The organism is Frankia nepalensis (assembly GCF_016786325.1).
Lineage (GTDB): Bacteria > Actinomycetota > Actinomycetes > Frankiales > Frankiaceae > Pseudofrankia > Pseudofrankia nepalensis.
Map to the genome: position 1 here is coordinate 6513 of NZ_JADWYU010000244.1, position 15088 is coordinate 21600.

Consider the following 15088-nt stretch of genomic DNA (forward strand, 5'->3'; position numbering starts at 1 on the left):
GGGCCGCCCCCCCCCCCGCCCCCCCCGGGGGCGCGGGGGCCCCCGGGGGGGGGGCCCCGGCCGCCCCCCCGCCGCGCTACCCGCGCCGCTCTCCGGCGCGCTCCAGAGCCTCAGTAGGACGAGGCGCGGGCCTCGTCGTCCTCCTCGTACAGGTCGGTCCAGCCGGCGCTCGTGGCCATCCCATCGGCGCCGGACATGTCGTCGGTGGCGTCGTCCGACTCGCCACCGAGGTCCGCCCGCAGCCGATCAAGATCGATGGCCGGCGAGTGGTACTTGAGATCCCTGGCGACCCGCGTCTGCTTCGCCTTGGCCCGACCCCGCCCCATGGCCCGACTCCCTTCCGCGACGCCGGGGCCCCGCCGCCGCGCGCCGTGCTCGTCGCCCGTGCCCTGCCGTCTGTGAGACGCCCATGACACCGTCCGTTGGCCACCCACCCGACGCACCCTGTCCGGCCCGCCGTGAGGCACCCACCGGCGCCCGGTTGCCCGGGCCCCGGCTGCCCGTGGGACCATCTGTGCCGGCCGGGCGGCCCTCACCGCTCCCGCCAGCGGGACAGCGCTGGTTGGACAGGTCCAGCCGGACAGCGTCCGCCTTTCGAGGTTCGCCGACCGAGGCCGACCGCCCGCCCTCCGGCGGCGGTCGTCGTCAGTGGCCGACCGCTGAATACCTTACAACCTCGTCAGATTGTGAGTGTTGTGGTGGCCCTCGTTGCGGTGACCGCCACCCTCCGCGCCGCGGTGGTCCCCGCCGCGCCGGCCGGGTCGGTGACCGGGCCGGCGCCCAGGGCGCGACGGCCCGCGGCGTCGGCCCTGGGCATCGGCTGAGGAGCCGGCCCACGAAGATGCCACACTGAGGTCGTGACGGACGAGCACAACGTCCTCGGCGGCCCGCTGGAGCCGTGCGGGACCGACCCGATGACCGGCTTCTTCCGAGACGGCTGCTGCAGCACCGGCCCCGAGGACCTCGGCAGCCACACCGTCTGTGCCGTGGTCACCAAGGAGTTCCTCAACCACCAGCGTTCGGTGGGCAACGACCTGTCCACGCCCCGGCCCGACTGGGCCTTCCCCGGCCTGAACCCCGGCGACCGGTGGTGCGTCGTGGCCGCCCGGTGGCTGCAGGCCTACCGGGCCGGCGTCGCCGCCCCCGTCGTGCTGGCGTCCACCAACGCCCGCGCGCTGGAGATCGTCCCCCTGGAGGCCCTGCGGGAGCACGCCGTCGACGTCCCGGCGGACCCCCGCTCGCTGAGCTAGCGCCGCGACCGCCGAGGCCGGGCCCGCCGCGCATGATCACTTGTTGTGCCCTTGGCTGGCCGCGGCATGGTTCCTGGGTTCCACGGCCACCCGAGGGCTGAGATCGCGATCATGCGGGGTCGGCATTGCCGGAGGGCGCGCCAGCGACCCCTGCCCCCGCCGGGGGACAGGGGGCGAACGCCGGTCAGCCCTCGATCCAGCCGTTCTTCTCCGCGAGCCTGGTGAGGCCCCGACGGATGGCCAGGATCTGCGCGCCGGTCAGCGTCGGCTCGATCTGCAGGAGGAGCTCGGTGACGTCCCGGGAGAACTCCTTGGCCGACGGGACGTAGAAGAAGTCCTCGCCGTCGTCCCCGGCTTCCCGGGCCGCGCCCTCGGGGCCCGGGCCGCCGGCGGGCGGCGTCGTCCCGCCCGCCCCGGCGCGCACCAGCCGGGCGGCGGTCGCCTTCGGCCCCCGGTCGCCCTGCTCCACCTCGAACTCCATGGTGACGCCGGCCGTCACCATGTGCTTGTCCACCAGGAGGTCGTTGGCGTGCAGGAAAATGTCCTCGCCCCCACCCGTGGGAGCAATGAACCCGTAACCTCGCACCTGGTCGAACCTCAGGACCCTGCCTGTGCGCACACATCACCCCGAAAACACCGGAAAGCCGGAAGCACGACCGCCCCACGGTGCATGAGAGGCGCCACGCGGTCAACGGCGCGGCAGTAAGCCGGTCGGTGTCTCGCCGGGCGTCGGTCCCGGGGCGCCGGCGCCCCCCGAACAGACAGCGTTCCCGGACAGACAGCGTCTCCGACCAGCAAGAGCGCCGCCGACCTCGGGCGCGTTCTCAAGGCACGCGGTTACATGGTCTGCGGCTGAGTGTAGCGCGGACCGTCTGCCCCGGTCCGGTCGGCATCCCTTGTCCCGCTTGGAAACCCCGGGTCCGCCCCGCGTGGAACGTGGGCCGACGCCGGCCTCGCGGCGGGTCTCGGTTTACCAGGCGGGCGGAGGGTACGGGGCTGCCACACGGCGCGGACGGCGGGGCGGGCCGTGCCCGGTGGCGGGCCGGGCAAGGTGCCTCCTCACCGGAGAGGTGGGGCGAGGTGTTGACCAGGCGGGACCGCGGAACGTGACCGCCGTCGACAGGTACGAGGACGTATTCGATGCCCTCCAGACCGGGATGATCGTCACCCGGGTCGCGGACGGCCGGTTGTGCCGGGTCAACAGCGCCGCCTGCCGGATCCTCGGCCGTGACGGCGCGGATCTCCTCGGCAGCTATTGGCCCGACCTGATCGACCCGACGCAGCGCGCCGAGCTGGCCGACCGGGCGGAGCGCCTGGACACCACCAGAGACGGCGTGTGGGCGGTGGTCCGGTTCCTGCGCCCCGACGGAACCCTGGTGCACAGCCTGAGCGCTGGGACGGTCCTGGACGCCGGCACGGAGCGGTGTTTCCTCACCCAGTTGCTGGACGTCTCCAACCTCGTCGCGGCTGACTGGAACCTGCGCCTGGTGCTGGACAACGCCCCGGTGTCGATGTTCGTCGTGGATCAGGAGGGCCGGGTGCCCGTCACCGGCGGGTGCGCCTCGCGCGCCGTCGCCACGTCACTGCGCCATGCCGCCCGGTCCGGCGTCTTTGAGGTGTTCGGCGACCAGCCCGAGATCCTGAGGATGCTTCGCCGCGCGCTGGGCGGTACCCGCAGCCATGACGTCGTGACCGTAGACGACAGCTGCTACGACCTGAACCTGATTCCGGTGACGCAGGGCGCTGGCCGTCCGCTCGTTGTCGTGGGCGTGGTCTCGGACGTCACGGATCGGGAGCGCGCGGCGACCGAGCTGCGGGTTCGCACGGATCGCCAGACGGCGCTCGCGGACCTCGCACAGCGCGCACTGGAGATGGCCGACGAGGCCGAGCTGTGGAGGCTGGGCCTCCAGACGCTCACCGAGCAGCTCGACGCCGACGAGGTGACCGTCCGCGACCACGCCTCGCGGCGCGCGTCAGCGGTTCCGCCCGCCGCCAGGCCCGGCGGCGCTGAACCCGACGGCGTCGAGCCAGGTGACACCGAGCCAGGTGACACCGAGTTGGGCGGCGCGCCGCGCGCCGCCGAGGCGGCTGGCGCGCCCGGCGGGGTCGGGCTCACGGCTGGGGTGGATCGTCCGGCCCCCCAGGCCGCCGATCCATCGGGCGGCGATGGGACCGGCGAACCGGTGCGTCGCCCCGAACACGGCCGCGTGACTGCCGGGGACGACCCGGATGACGGTGCGCTGACACCGGCGGCGTGGGTGCCAGTGGGCCGCGTCGGCGACCGGCAGGCGACGATCATCGTGCGCCGCGCGGGGCGCCCCCTGACCACCGACGAGCTGGCGTTCGCCCGCTCCGTCGCGGCGCTGCTCGGGGCGGCCGCGCTGCGGATCCGGATGGAGCGGGACGCGCGCTACCAGGCCCTGCACGACCCACTGACCGGGCTGCCGAACCGGGCCGCGCTGCTGCGGCGCCTGGACCGCGGCCTGCGCCGCGCGCGGGTGGGTGGCACGCGGGTTGGCGTGCTGTTCATCGACCTTGATGGGTTCAAAGCGGTCAACGACACGCTTGGCCACCAGGCCGGCGACGAGCTCCTGCGTACTGTCGCCGACCGGCTGCGGCGGGAGGTGCGCCCTCGTGACGTGGTCGGGCGGCTGGCCGGGGACGAGTTCGCCGTGCTGTGCGACGACGTGGCCGGTGTCGAGGACCTCAAGGCGATCGGGGAGCGGGTGCGCCACGGCCTGACGGCGCCGATCGAACTGCGCCGGCCGGTCAGCGTCGGCGGCAGCATCGGCCTGGCCGTCTCCGGGCCGGGCCTCGACGAAGCCGAGGGTCTGCTCGATGCCGCCGACATGGCGATGTACGCCGCGAAGAGGCGCGGGCCCGGGATCAGCGTCCTGTTCGATGAAGGGCTGCGCGCCGCGGCCGCCACCCGGCTGAACGACACCACGGCGCTTCGGCAGGCGCTCGCGCAGGACGAGCTGATCGTGCGCTTCGCGCCGGTCGCCGACCGCGCCGGCGTGATCGTCGGCGCCGACGCTCTCCTGTGCTGGCGCCATCCCGACCGCGGCCTGCTCGGCCCGTACGAGCTCGATCATGTCGCCGTCGAGGCCGGGCTCACGGCCGACCTCGACCACTGGCTGGTCGGGCGCGCGGGCCGCGCGGCGGCCGAGTGGTCCGCCACCGGGGACGCGCCCGCTGGGTGGTCATGGCGCGGACCCGCGCCCGGCGGCCCGGCCGCGGGCCCGCCGTGGCCGAGGCAGCGGCGCCTGTACCTGCGGATCTCCGAGCGGGGAGCGGAGGATCCGGAGGTGCGTCAGGCCGTGGTCGCGCAGGCCGCGCGGATCGCCCAACGCGCCGACGGCCCGGGGATGGCGCTGCACGTGCTCCTGCCGGACACGCTGCTCGGCGACTGCTGGCGCCGGGCCGACAGGGTGATCACCGAGCTGTCCGACGCCGGTGTGCGCGTCGGTGTCGACTTTGCCGAGGTCAGGCCCATCCGGTCGGCGGCGGGCCAGGACGTGCCGAAGCGTCTCGGCACCATCCGCGTCGGCCCCCAGCAGGTCGGTGGCGTGGACCACGACCCGACGAGCAGGGCGGTCTTCGCGGGCATAGTCCGGTTCGCGCACCTGCTGGAACTGGAGGTCGCCGCGCGGGAGGTGCATCGGCCGGCCGAACTCGTCGCGGTGCGCGCGCTCGGCTGTGACCTCGCCCAGGGCGGCGCGATCGGCGAACCACGCGCGAACCTGCCCTGGTGACGGCGCGGCCCGCCCGGCACGCTCTCGCCTGGCACATTCTCCCCATTGCGCTCGACGGTGCCGGCCGGCGGCGCGCCCGGTGCGCCGCATGCGAGAGTCGACCTGGAAGCGGTGACAGGAACGGGGGCGAGGGCGGGGGTGGCGACGCGGCGCCCGGGACCGATCGGCTGGCTGTTCATCGCGGCGATCGCGCTGATCCTCGTGGGAGTCGCGCGGACCGCGGACCTGGGCGGCGGCGACGGGGACCGGCGGGTCGCGCTGTGGGGGGACTCGCTGGCGTGGGAGGCCCAGAACGCCTTTCGGTCCACCGTGCAGGCCGCGGGCGGTGAGACGATGGTCCACACCTACGGCGGCACGGCGCCCTGCGACTGGCTCGCCGACATCCGCAAGCAGTCCCGCCGGTGGCGCCCCGACGTGGCGGTGCTGGCGTTCTCCGGCAACACCGGCTCGCCGTGCATGGAGGGTCGAGAACTCGCCGACGCCTACCGCGAGGACATCACCGCCGCGGTCGCGCGGCTCACCCGCGCCGGGGCGCACGTGCTGCTCGTCGAGGCCCCGCCGCGCACCGACCAGCCGGTCGACGCCGAGGGGCGCACCGAGCTCGACCGGGTCTGGCACGAGATCGCCGCCGACCTGCCGGACACGGCCGTCATCCCGGCGGGCCGGGCCGTCACCACCGCCGACGGGCGGTGGACGGCGACGCTGCCCTGCGCCGCCGCCGAGCCCTGCGGGCCCGGCGGCGCCGTCACGGTGCGCAGCCCGGACGGAGTGCACCTCTGCCCCGTCCAGGTCGCGCCGATGACCCAGTGCCCGGTGTCGTCACCTGGCGCGAACCGCTACGGCCGGGCGATGGCGGACGCCGCGGTCACCGCGCTCGGCCCCGCGCCGTCCACCGGGCCGCCGGCGTCGGCCGGCGGGTCCTGACCCGGCGACTGGGCGGTCCAGCCACCCGCCGGCCGGCCCCGCGGATGGCGGGTCATGCGGCGCCCGATCCGGGCAGGGCGGGCCCGGCCGGCGGGCGCGGATGGATGGCACGGACGGACGGGCACGCATGGGCGGCATGGTGGGTGAACCTGTGCCGTCAGCACCATGTCGGGCCGCGAGCGCTCGCGCAGGATGTCGGTATGCCAGGTGAGGCCAGGCGCGTGTCCGCGCGGGTGCCTGTCCGCCCTCCGTGCCTGGTCGCCCAGCCGCGTCGTGATCACCGAAGGAGAACCATGGCCACCGTACGTGCGCTCGCGATCCCCGCCCGGGGCGCGGCCGTCGAGTCGTCAACGGTCGAGCGGCGCGCGCCGCGCCCCGACGATGTCGTGGTCGACATCAGGTTCGCCGGCATCTGTCACAGCGACATCCACCAGGCCAACGAGGACTGGGGGCCGGTGAACTTCCCGCTGGTGCCCGGCCACGAGATCACCGGCGTCGTCGCGGCGGTCGGCGAGGCGGTGACGAGGTTCGCCGTCGGCGACCGGGTGGGCGTGGGCTGTTTCGTCAACTCCTGCGGGGCCTGCGAGCCCTGCCTGGCCGGCCAGGAGCAGTACTGCGTCGCCCACCCGGTGGCGACGTACAACGGCACGGACCACGACGGCGCGCCCACCTACGGCGGTTACAGCCAGCAGATCGTGGTGCGGGAGTCGTTCGTGCTGCGGATCCCGGACGCGCTGCCGCTGGACGCCGCCGCGCCGCTGCTGTGCGCCGGGATCACCACCTACTCGCCGCTGCGGCACTGGAAGGTCGGGCCGGGCAGCAAGGTCGCGGTCGTCGGCCTCGGCGGGCTCGGCCACATGGGCGTCCAGCTCGCGCACGCGCTGGGTGCCGAGGTGACGGTGCTCAGCCAGAGCCTGGCCAAGGAGAAGGACGGCCTGCGCCTCGGCGCCGACCGGTACCGGGCGACCAGCGACCCGGCGACGTTCGCCGAGCTGCGGGGCAGCCTCGACTTCATCCTGAACACCGTGTCGGCCAGCCTTGACCTGGACGCGTACCTGTCGCTGCTGCGCCTTGACGGGACGATGTGCAACGTTGGCGGCCCGGGCGACCCGCAGCACCACTTCGCGTACTCGCTGATCCAGACACGGCGCAACCTCGCCGGCTCGAACGTGGGCGGCATCCGCGAGACCCAGGAGATGCTCGACTTCTGCGCCGAACACGCCATCGTCGCCGAGATCGAGCTGATCGCAGCCGGCGATGTCAACACGGCCTACGAACGGGTCCTCGCGAGCGATGTCCGCTACCGCTTCGTCATCGACATCGCCACGCTCGTTTAGACGGTCGCCTCAAGATCGCTAGCGCGACCATGGGCGTTGCGCCGGCCGCGTTCCGCGGCGTTGCGCCGGTCCCGCGGTGTTCGGTCTGGGCGAACAGGCGCGGCGGGCGGGGGAGGAACAACGGCACGCTCCAGTGAATTGAGTCGGTCAGAGTCAAGTTCCTTGGGCTTACTGACGACTGGTCTTCGGACCGTGAGGGATGTGTTTCGTGACCCAGACTCGTGTGCTGCCCGTGCTGCCGCTCGACGACGCGGTCGTGCTGCCCGGCATGGTCGTCCCGCTGGAGCTTTCCGACGTCGAGACCCGCGCCGCGGTGGACGCGGCCAGAGCGGCGGCCCAGTCGCGGTCGCCGGACGGGGCCGGCACCGCGCGCTCGGCCGACGCCCGCTTGGCCCAGGTCCTGCTGACCCCGCGCCTCGACGGCAGGTACGCGCCGGTCGCCGCGCTCGGCGTCATCGAGCAGATCGGCCGGCTGCCGGGCGGCGAGCCCGCCGTGGTGGTCCGCGCGGTGGCCCGGGCCCGGATCGGCACCGGCAGCACCGGCCCCGGCGCCGCGCTGTGGGTCGAGGCGACCGTGCTCGACAGTGTCGTGCCCGCCTCCGGGAAGGTCGCCGACCTCGCCCGGGAGTACAAGGCGCTCGTCACCACCCTGCTGCAGCAGCGCGGCGCCTGGCAGGTCGTCGACTCGGTGACCTCGATCGAGGACCCGTCGGCGCTGGCCGACACCGCGGGCTACGCCCCGTACCTGACCGCCGCGCAGAAGCTGGAGCTGCTGGAGACCGCGGACGTCGCCGACCGGCTGGAGAAGGCCCTCGGCTGGGTCAAGGAGCACCTGGCCGAGCTCGACGTCGCCGAGACGATCCGCAAGGACGTCCAGGAGGGCATGGACCGCCAGCAGCGCGAGTTCCTGCTGCGCCGCCAGCTCGAGGCCGTCCGCAAGGAGCTGCGGGAGCTCGACGGCAGGGGCGACGGCGACGTCGAGGAGTCGGACGACTACCGGGCACGTGTCGAGGCGGCCGACCTGCCGGAGAAGGTCCGCGCCGCGGCCCTCAAGGAGGTCGACAAGCTGGAGCGGACCTCCGACGCGTCGCCCGAGGGCGGCTGGATCCGGACCTGGCTGGACACGATCCTCGACGTCCCGTGGAACGAGCGGACCGAGGACTCCTACGACATCGCCGGCGCGCGCGCCGTGCTGGACGCCGACCACGCCGGCCTCGACGACGTCAAGGACCGGATCATCGAGTACCTGGCCGTGCGCCGGCGGCGCGCGGACGCCGGCCTCGGGGTCGTCGGCGGGCGCCGAAGCGGCGCGGTGCTGGCCCTGGCCGGCCCGCCCGGCGTCGGCAAGACCTCGCTCGGCGAGTCCGTCGCGCGGGCGATGGGACGCAGGTTCGTCCGTGTCGCGCTCGGTGGCGTGCGCGACGAGGCGGAGATCCGCGGTCACCGGCGTACCTACGTCGGCGCCCTGCCCGGCCGGATCGTCCGGGCGGTCCGCGAGGCCGGGACGATGAACCCGGTCGTGCTGCTCGACGAGGTCGACAAGCTCGGCGCCGACTACCGGGGCGACCCGACGGCGGCCCTGCTGGAGGTGCTGGACCCGGCGCAGAACCACACGTTCCGGGACCACTACCTCGAGGTCGAGCTGGACCTGTCGGACGTGCTGTTCCTGGCCACCGCCAACGTCGTCGAGGCCATCCCCGCGCCGCTGCTGGACCGGATGGAGCTGGTCCGGCTCGACGGCTACACCGAGGACGAGAAGGTCGTCATCGCCCGTGACCACCTGCTGCCCCGCCAGCGCGAGCGGGCCGGCTTCGCCCAGGACGACGTGACGCTCGACGACGAGGCGTTGCGCCTGCTCGCGGGGGAGTACACCCGCGAGGCGGGCGTGCGTGACCTGGAGCGGTCGATCGCCCGCGTGCTGCGCAAGGTCGCGGCGCGGGTCGCGCTCGACGCCCCCTCGTCCGGCGAGCCGGCCGACGGGGCGTCCGGCTCCGCCGACCCGGCCGAAACGGACCTGGCTGGCACCGACCTGGCTGGCACGGGCCCGGCCGACGACGGCGCTCCCGCGACCGGCGGCGTGCCCGCCCGGGAAGCGGTGACCATGCCGGCTCGGGTCGGCGCGGGCGACCTGGTCCGCTACCTCGGCCGGCCGCGGCACACCCCGGAGCTGGCGGAGCGCACCGCGCTGCCGGGCGTGGCCACCGGCCTCGCCGTCACCGGCGCCGGCGGGGACGTGCTGTTCATCGAGGCGTCGCTGGCCGACAAGGAGACCGGCGCGACCGGCCTGACCCTGACCGGCCAGCTCGGCGACGTCATGAAGGAGTCGGCGCAGATCGCGCTGTCCTACCTGCGCTCGCGCGGGGCCGAGCTGGAGCTGCCCGTCGGCGACCTGGCCGCGCGCGGGGTGCACGTGCACGTCCCCGCGGGCGCGGTGCCCAAGGACGGGCCGAGCGCCGGGATCACGATGACCACCGCGCTGGCCTCGCTGCTGTCCGGGCGCCCGGTGCGGTCGGACGTGGCGATGACCGGCGAGGTGTCGCTGACCGGCCGCGTGCTGCCGATCGGCGGCGTGAAGCAGAAACTGCTGGCGGCCCACCGGGCCGGGATCACGACCGTGCTGCTCCCGAGCCGCAACGGCCCCGACCTCGACGACGTGCCGGCGGCGGTGCGCGGCGCGCTCACCGTCCACCTGGTCTCCGACGTGCGGGAGGTGCTCGACCTGGCCCTCGAACCGGCCGCGTTCGACCCGGGCCGGCAGCCGATGGTCGCGGCGTAGCCGGCGGCGCCGCCGTGACCGGCGGCCGGTCGGCGGGCGAACGGTCCGCCGGCCGGCCGCCGGCGTGGTTACGTCGCCGCGTCGCGGCGCGGTCGGCGTCGTTGCGCCGCCCCCGCCGTCGTTCGATCGCGTTGTGCTACTGGACTACCGTAGTCATGTCTTCTGGTAGACGAAACATCACGGTGAAATGATGCTTCGCACGATGGGTTGGCTGCATGGGACGGTGGGCCAGTGCTTGCTGACGCCGAGCTGATCGCCTTTGTGCCCACGGTCGATCTTGACCGGGCACTGAGCTTCTACCAGGGCGTCCTCGGGCTTCAACTGCTCGAGGAGACGCCGGCGGCGGCCGTGTTCCAGGTCGACGGCACGATGCTGCGGATCAGCGCCGTGCCCGAGATCATTCCCCAGCCGTTCACCACTCTTGGCTGGCGGGTGGACGACATCACGGTCGCCGTCCGGTGGCTCACCGACCGGGGCGTGCGGGTCAACCACTACGACGGCCTGGACCAGGACGACCTGGGTATCTGGACGACGCCTGGCCGTGACCGGATCGCCTGGTTCACCGATCCGGACGGCAACACTCTCTCGGTCACGGAGTTCGCGCCGCTCGCGCGCTGAACCCGAGCCGCCGCCGGCCAGGCCGCCCGAGACCCTGGCGTAGGGGTGGGCGGTGCGGGGACGATGCCATGGAGTGGCGGCGGCGACGGACGGCCTGACAGCGTCCGCGCCCGCCCGGCCGGCCCCAGGGGTTCAGCGAGGCACGCGGGCGAACGTCGTGCGCGGCGGCGGCGCGCTGGGACCGGTCGGCGCGATCGGGGGCGGCTCGGCGACCGGGCGCACGAACTGGGCCGGCACCCCCGCCCAGATCTGGCAGTCCCCGACCGCGGTGATGACCGCGGCGCCCATCCCGATCAGCGACCACGCGCCGACCGTCAGGCCTTCCCGCACCGTGCAGTTCTGGCCTAGATAGGCGCCGGTACGGACCCGCACGGCGCCGGCCAGCGACGCCGACGCGCAGACGCTCACGTAGTCCTCGACGACGACGTCATGGGTGAGCACGGCGTTCGGCATCACCGCGACGTGCTGGCCAACGGTCACGTCGGCGGTCAGCACGACCCCCGCGAGCAGAATCGAGCCCGGCCCGACCGAGCAGGACGGCGGCACGACCGCGCGCGGGTGGACGACGCTGGTGTAGCGGTCCGCGCTCACGCCCACCTCGTCGAGCCGTTGGCGCAGGACCGCCCGGGAACGGCCCCGGCCGGGGCCGAGCAGCAGGCGGGCCCTGGGGTAGTGCGCGACGCGTTCCAGCCCACCGAGCACCTGGGCGCCGCCGATCGGCGCCCCCCACAGCGCGGGGTTGTCGTCGAGGAAGCCGACCACGTGGTGATCGCCTGAGGCGCGGGCGGCCTCCGCCGCCTCGCGCGCCAGCCCACCTGCACCGACGATCAGCAACGGGACGGGGCCAGCGGCGGTCATGGTGTCCTTTATACGGTCTGGGCTGGCCCAACCTGGTCGACAGCCATGCGAGTGGGACCGTCGCACACGAGGACGAGTGTTCGAAAGATGGCACGGCGGCCCTGCCCGCCGCTCCGGCGCGCGGACGCCGCTGGCGCGGGGGCGACGAGAAAGCCGCGGCCGGGCAGGCGGATGGCGCCGGCGGTCGACCGGGCAGGCCGACTGGCTGGCGTGCCCGCCGGTGACCGGCGTGCCCGCGGTCACCGGCGTGGCCGACCGGCACGGTTCACCGCGCCTCGGTCAGGCCCGCCCGGACCTGACTACCGCGCCGCGGGCCGGCGAGGCCGGCCCGGGCGGGTGGTCTGCGTCCCGGACGGAGCGTCCCTGTCTCAGGTGGAGAACAGGGCGTTGAAGACGCTGCGATGCCGGCCGTGGCCGTGGCCGTGCCCCCAGGCGGGCTGGGCATAGTGGTGCTGCACGTGCTGGACGGGCTGCACGTGCTGGACGGGCGGCATCGGCGGCGCGGGGGGCGCGACGGCCTGCCCGCCCCACTGGCCCTCCAGCCGGGCGAGCGCCTCGAGCTCGCCGTAGTCGAGAAAGATGCCGCGGCAGCCGTCGCACTGCTCGATCTGGACACCGCTGCGGTTGTAGGTCCGCATTGCCGCATGGCATTTCGGACACTTCATCGTGTAGCTCACCTTGCTCCCGCCCAATCCTCGGTGGCACTGGTCTGCTGGCTTCGTAGCGTACTGACCTGGTCTCTGGCCAGACCCCTGTCGGCTAACGGTCAGTGGCGCGCGTCGCGACCATCTGGCGGCAGCAGGCGACGAAGGCGTCCCCGACCCGTTCCTGGTCGCCCTTGCTGTCCTCGCCGTCTTCGTCGGCCTGCTGGTCGGGGCGGTCCGGGGCGTCGCCGGCGGCGGGCGCCGGCCAGGACGTGGTGAGCGCTCGCGCCGCGAACTCGACGACGAACGTGCGCGCCGGCAGGTCGACGGCCGGCCACGGGTCGCCCTCCCCGGGCAGCGCCGGCCCGCCGGCGGCCCGGTAGGCGTCGACGAACCGCGCCCAGACCTCCGGCGGCAGCAGCCCGGCCGCGAACCACGCGGCCGGGCGAGCCAGGTCCCAGGCCGGGTCGCCGACGCCGAGGTCGTCGATGTCGATGAGGCGCCAGCCGCCGACGGCCGTCTGGACCAGCTGGCCCAGGTGCCAGTCCCCGTGGATGAGGGTCCTCGGCCGTCCTGGCCACGCGGTGCTGGTCGCCTTGCGGCCGGGCAGCGCCCGGTAGGCGGCGAGCACAGCGTCCCGCGCGGTGCCCGCGGTGGCCGTCGTCGCCAGGGCGCCGTCGGAACCAGCTGGGCCGGCGGGCAGCGGCACGGCCGGCGCGGTCGAGGCGGGGCCGGTGTTCGTCGTGGGGGCGGCATTCCTCGTGGAGGCGGTGTCCGGACCGGGGGTGGCCAGGGTGAGCGCCGCGATCGCCGGGCCGAGCCGGCGGCGCGGGTGGGCGGCGATCGTGGTCATCGCGGCCGGGTAAGGGGCGGTGTGCAGCCGGGCGAGGACCTCGGCGGCCTCCTCCCACGGCGCCGTCTCGGTGTCGGCCGGTCCGAGCGCGCCGCCGAGAGGCCAGGCGCTGACCCACCGGTCGGCGACCCTCGTCGCGTAGCCGGCGAGCTCCGCGCCCGGGATCGGCAGCGGTGCCAGCAGCGCGGACGCGAGCAGCGGGTCGGCCGCGGCGCGCAGCCGCTCGGCGAGCGCGGCGGGGTCGGTGCCCGGCGGGTGTGCCTTGAGCACCAGGCCGCCGCGGCGCACGACGAGCCGGTCGTGGCGCTGGGAAAGCACCTCGATCGCGCCGCCCGTCGCGGGACGTGTCTCGCCCCCCGGGCGGGGCGTCTCGCCTGGCGCGGCCAGCCGCGCGGCGAGCGCGGCCAGGCCGTGGGTCAGCGCCGGCTCCGGGTCGGGCGCGGGGACCCGAGAGCCGGTCTCGGGGGAGGCGCTCGCGCGCGGCCCGGCCGTGACGGGGTGCGCTGGGGTGGCGTCCACCGGCCGATTCAACCAACCGCCGTCGGGCCCGGTCCGAGGTGCCCGGCCGCCGCCGTTCGGCGTGCCCGTGGCCCGCGCCGTCAGCGGCCTGCGCGGTCCGTGGCCTGCGCGGTCCGTGGCCTGTGGGCCGGCGGCCTGCGCGGGCCGGCGGGTTTGGCTGCCTGGGCGGCCTCGGCGGTCGGCTGCCTGGGCGAGCTTGACGGGATTGGCGCTCGCTCAGGCACCGATGCCCGCCCAGGCCACCGAATCCAGCGAGGAGCTTGTCAGAAGTAATGACGCGATATATCTTTAGCTTGTCACTGAGACGCTGGCCCGCCCGGACGGGCAGGACCGGCGCCGTGGCTCCCGCGGGCGGCGTCCCGCGGCGGCGGGCGGGCCGCGTGGCTGTCCAGCCACCCGATCGCGCCGTTCCCCGTGCATCTGTCAGCAGCGCGTACGCGCAGAAGTCCGCAAGGAGCAATCACCATGAGATTCCAACATCATCACCACCGGCGTCAGCCGCCCGAGGGCTTCGGCCTGCGGCTGCACCACCCGGGTTTCCCGCCCGGTCCCGGAATGCCGGGGCCCGGCCCGGTTCCCCTCGTGCCGCCGTTTCCCCCGGTCCCGCCGTTCGGCCCCTGGGGCCGGCGCGGTCCCGGTCACCGGGGCGGCGGACGGGGCAGGGCCGGCCGCGGCGACGTTCGCGCCGCGGTTCTCCTGCTCCTCGTCGACGGGCCGAAGCACGGCTACCAGCTGATGCAGGCGATCGCCGAGCGCACCGGCGGCGCCTGGCAGCCCAGCCCCGGCGCGGTCTACCCGACGATCAGCCAGCTGGAGGACGAGGGCCTGGTCACCGTCACCGCCGAAGGCGGCCGGCGGCTGGTCACCCTCACCGAGGCCGGCCAGGCGCACGTCGCCGAGAGCCGTGCCTCGCTCGGTGACCCGTTCGCCGGGTTCGCCGCGCGCGCCGGCGGCACGGCCGACCTGCTCGGCCCGGCGCAGGAGCTGAACGCCGCCGTCTGGCAGGTCGCCAGGACCGGTACCCCGGACCAGGCGTCGGCGGCCCACAAGATCCTCACCGATGCCCGCCGCGCCCTGTACCTCATCCTGGCCGGCGACTCGACGGCCGACGCGCCGAAGGGCGACGCGTCGCCCGCCGACGGGGCGCCGAAGGACGACGCCCCGCCCGCCGCCGAGTAGCCGCCACCATCGCCGGCTGTGGGGATCGGATCTGGTTGGCGAGCCCCCAGCATGCTGCCGCGGGCAATGTCTGCCCTGTCGACGGACGGGTAGAGTGGCGCCCCCGCCACTCCTCTCCCGCCTCGTGGCAGACACCTGAGGGATCCCGGACATCCCGTCAGACATCAGGGTCACGGAACGGTGCCGGTCCCGGCTCTGGTCTCGGACATGATTCCCCGTGACGTCGGACAAGACGAGCACACGGCCGCGCGCGGGCACGGGGCGAACGTTGCTGGGCACGGCACTGGCCGTCTAGATGCAATGCCGTTGCGTTATGGGTCTGGCGGCGGGTGGATGACCGCCGCCTCCTGCGGTGCTCTGGTGGGTTGAGGCCAG

The 15088-nt window shown here is 74.7% G+C and carries 13 protein-coding genes; 8 read left to right on the forward strand and 5 right to left on the reverse strand.

Features of this window, described 5'->3' with window-relative positions; genetic code table 11:
- Positions 1 to 110 precede the first annotated feature (110 nt).
- A complete protein-coding gene (locus I6A81_RS37725; RefSeq protein ID WP_203005575.1) occupies positions 111 to 326 on the reverse strand; it encodes a DUF3073 family protein in 216 nt (71 codons plus the stop codon).
- 369 nt (positions 327 to 695) lie between these two features.
- Between I6A81_RS37725 and I6A81_RS45250 the strand changes: the two genes are divergently transcribed.
- Together I6A81_RS45250 and I6A81_RS37730 are read left to right on the forward strand one after the other, a co-directional pair.
- Entirely contained in the window at positions 696 to 824 is a 129-nt protein-coding gene (locus I6A81_RS45250; RefSeq protein WP_285223097.1) for a hypothetical protein, read from the forward strand.
- Between the two features lie 33 nt (positions 825 to 857).
- Entirely contained in the window at positions 858 to 1250 is a 393-nt protein-coding gene (locus I6A81_RS37730; protein ID WP_203005576.1) for a DUF2237 family protein, read from the forward strand.
- 184 nt (positions 1251 to 1434) lie between these two features.
- On the opposite strand, the gene I6A81_RS37735 is transcribed toward I6A81_RS37730, so the two are convergent.
- Positions 1435 to 1869: a cold-shock protein gene (locus I6A81_RS37735; RefSeq protein ID WP_203005577.1), complete on the reverse strand. Its 435-nt coding sequence runs from the start codon at positions 1867 to 1869 to the stop codon at positions 1435 to 1437.
- 487 nt (positions 1870 to 2356) lie between these two features.
- On the opposite strand from I6A81_RS37735, the gene I6A81_RS37740 reads away from it, so the two are divergent.
- From I6A81_RS37740 to I6A81_RS37760, 5 genes are all read left to right on the forward strand, one after another.
- A complete protein-coding gene (locus I6A81_RS37740; RefSeq protein WP_203005578.1) occupies positions 2357 to 5005 on the forward strand; it encodes a diguanylate cyclase domain-containing protein in 2649 nt (882 codons plus the stop codon).
- A gap of 138 nt (positions 5006 to 5143) precedes the next feature.
- Positions 5144 to 5929, forward strand: a complete 786-nt coding sequence (locus I6A81_RS37745; protein ID WP_203005579.1) for a DUF459 domain-containing protein — start codon at positions 5144 to 5146, stop codon at positions 5927 to 5929.
- Positions 5930 to 6222: 293 nt separating this feature from the next.
- Entirely contained in the window at positions 6223 to 7266 is a 1044-nt protein-coding gene (locus tag I6A81_RS37750) for an NAD(P)-dependent alcohol dehydrogenase (protein ID WP_203005580.1), read from the forward strand.
- A gap of 208 nt (positions 7267 to 7474) precedes the next feature.
- Positions 7475 to 10042 (forward strand): endopeptidase La, encoded by a 2568-nt coding sequence (gene lon / locus I6A81_RS37755; RefSeq protein ID WP_203005581.1) that lies wholly within the window; start codon positions 7475 to 7477, stop codon positions 10040 to 10042.
- Between the two features lie 231 nt (positions 10043 to 10273).
- Positions 10274 to 10660 (forward strand): VOC family protein, encoded by a 387-nt coding sequence (locus tag I6A81_RS37760; protein ID WP_203005582.1) that lies wholly within the window; start codon positions 10274 to 10276, stop codon positions 10658 to 10660.
- 132 nt (positions 10661 to 10792) lie between these two features.
- On the opposite strand, the gene I6A81_RS37765 is transcribed toward I6A81_RS37760, so the two are convergent.
- The 3 genes from I6A81_RS37765 to I6A81_RS37775 form a co-directional block, all read right to left on the reverse strand.
- Positions 10793 to 11518 carry a NeuD/PglB/VioB family sugar acetyltransferase gene (locus I6A81_RS37765; protein WP_203005583.1) on the reverse strand — a complete coding sequence of 242 codons (726 nt, stop codon included), beginning with the start codon at positions 11516 to 11518 and terminating at the stop codon, positions 10793 to 10795.
- A 368-nt stretch (positions 11519 to 11886) separates the two neighbouring features.
- Entirely contained in the window at positions 11887 to 12183 is a 297-nt protein-coding gene (locus I6A81_RS37770; protein WP_203005584.1) for a TFIIB-type zinc ribbon-containing protein, read from the reverse strand.
- Positions 12184 to 12277: 94 nt separating this feature from the next.
- Entirely contained in the window at positions 12278 to 13534 is a 1257-nt protein-coding gene (locus tag I6A81_RS37775; protein ID WP_203005585.1) for a phosphotransferase, read from the reverse strand.
- A gap of 465 nt (positions 13535 to 13999) precedes the next feature.
- Here I6A81_RS37775 and I6A81_RS37780 point away from each other — a divergent pair, with 465 nt between their 5' ends.
- Positions 14000 to 14713: a PadR family transcriptional regulator gene (locus I6A81_RS37780; RefSeq protein WP_203005586.1), complete on the forward strand. Its 714-nt coding sequence runs from the start codon at positions 14000 to 14002 to the stop codon at positions 14711 to 14713.
- Positions 14714 to 15088 lie beyond the last annotated feature (375 nt).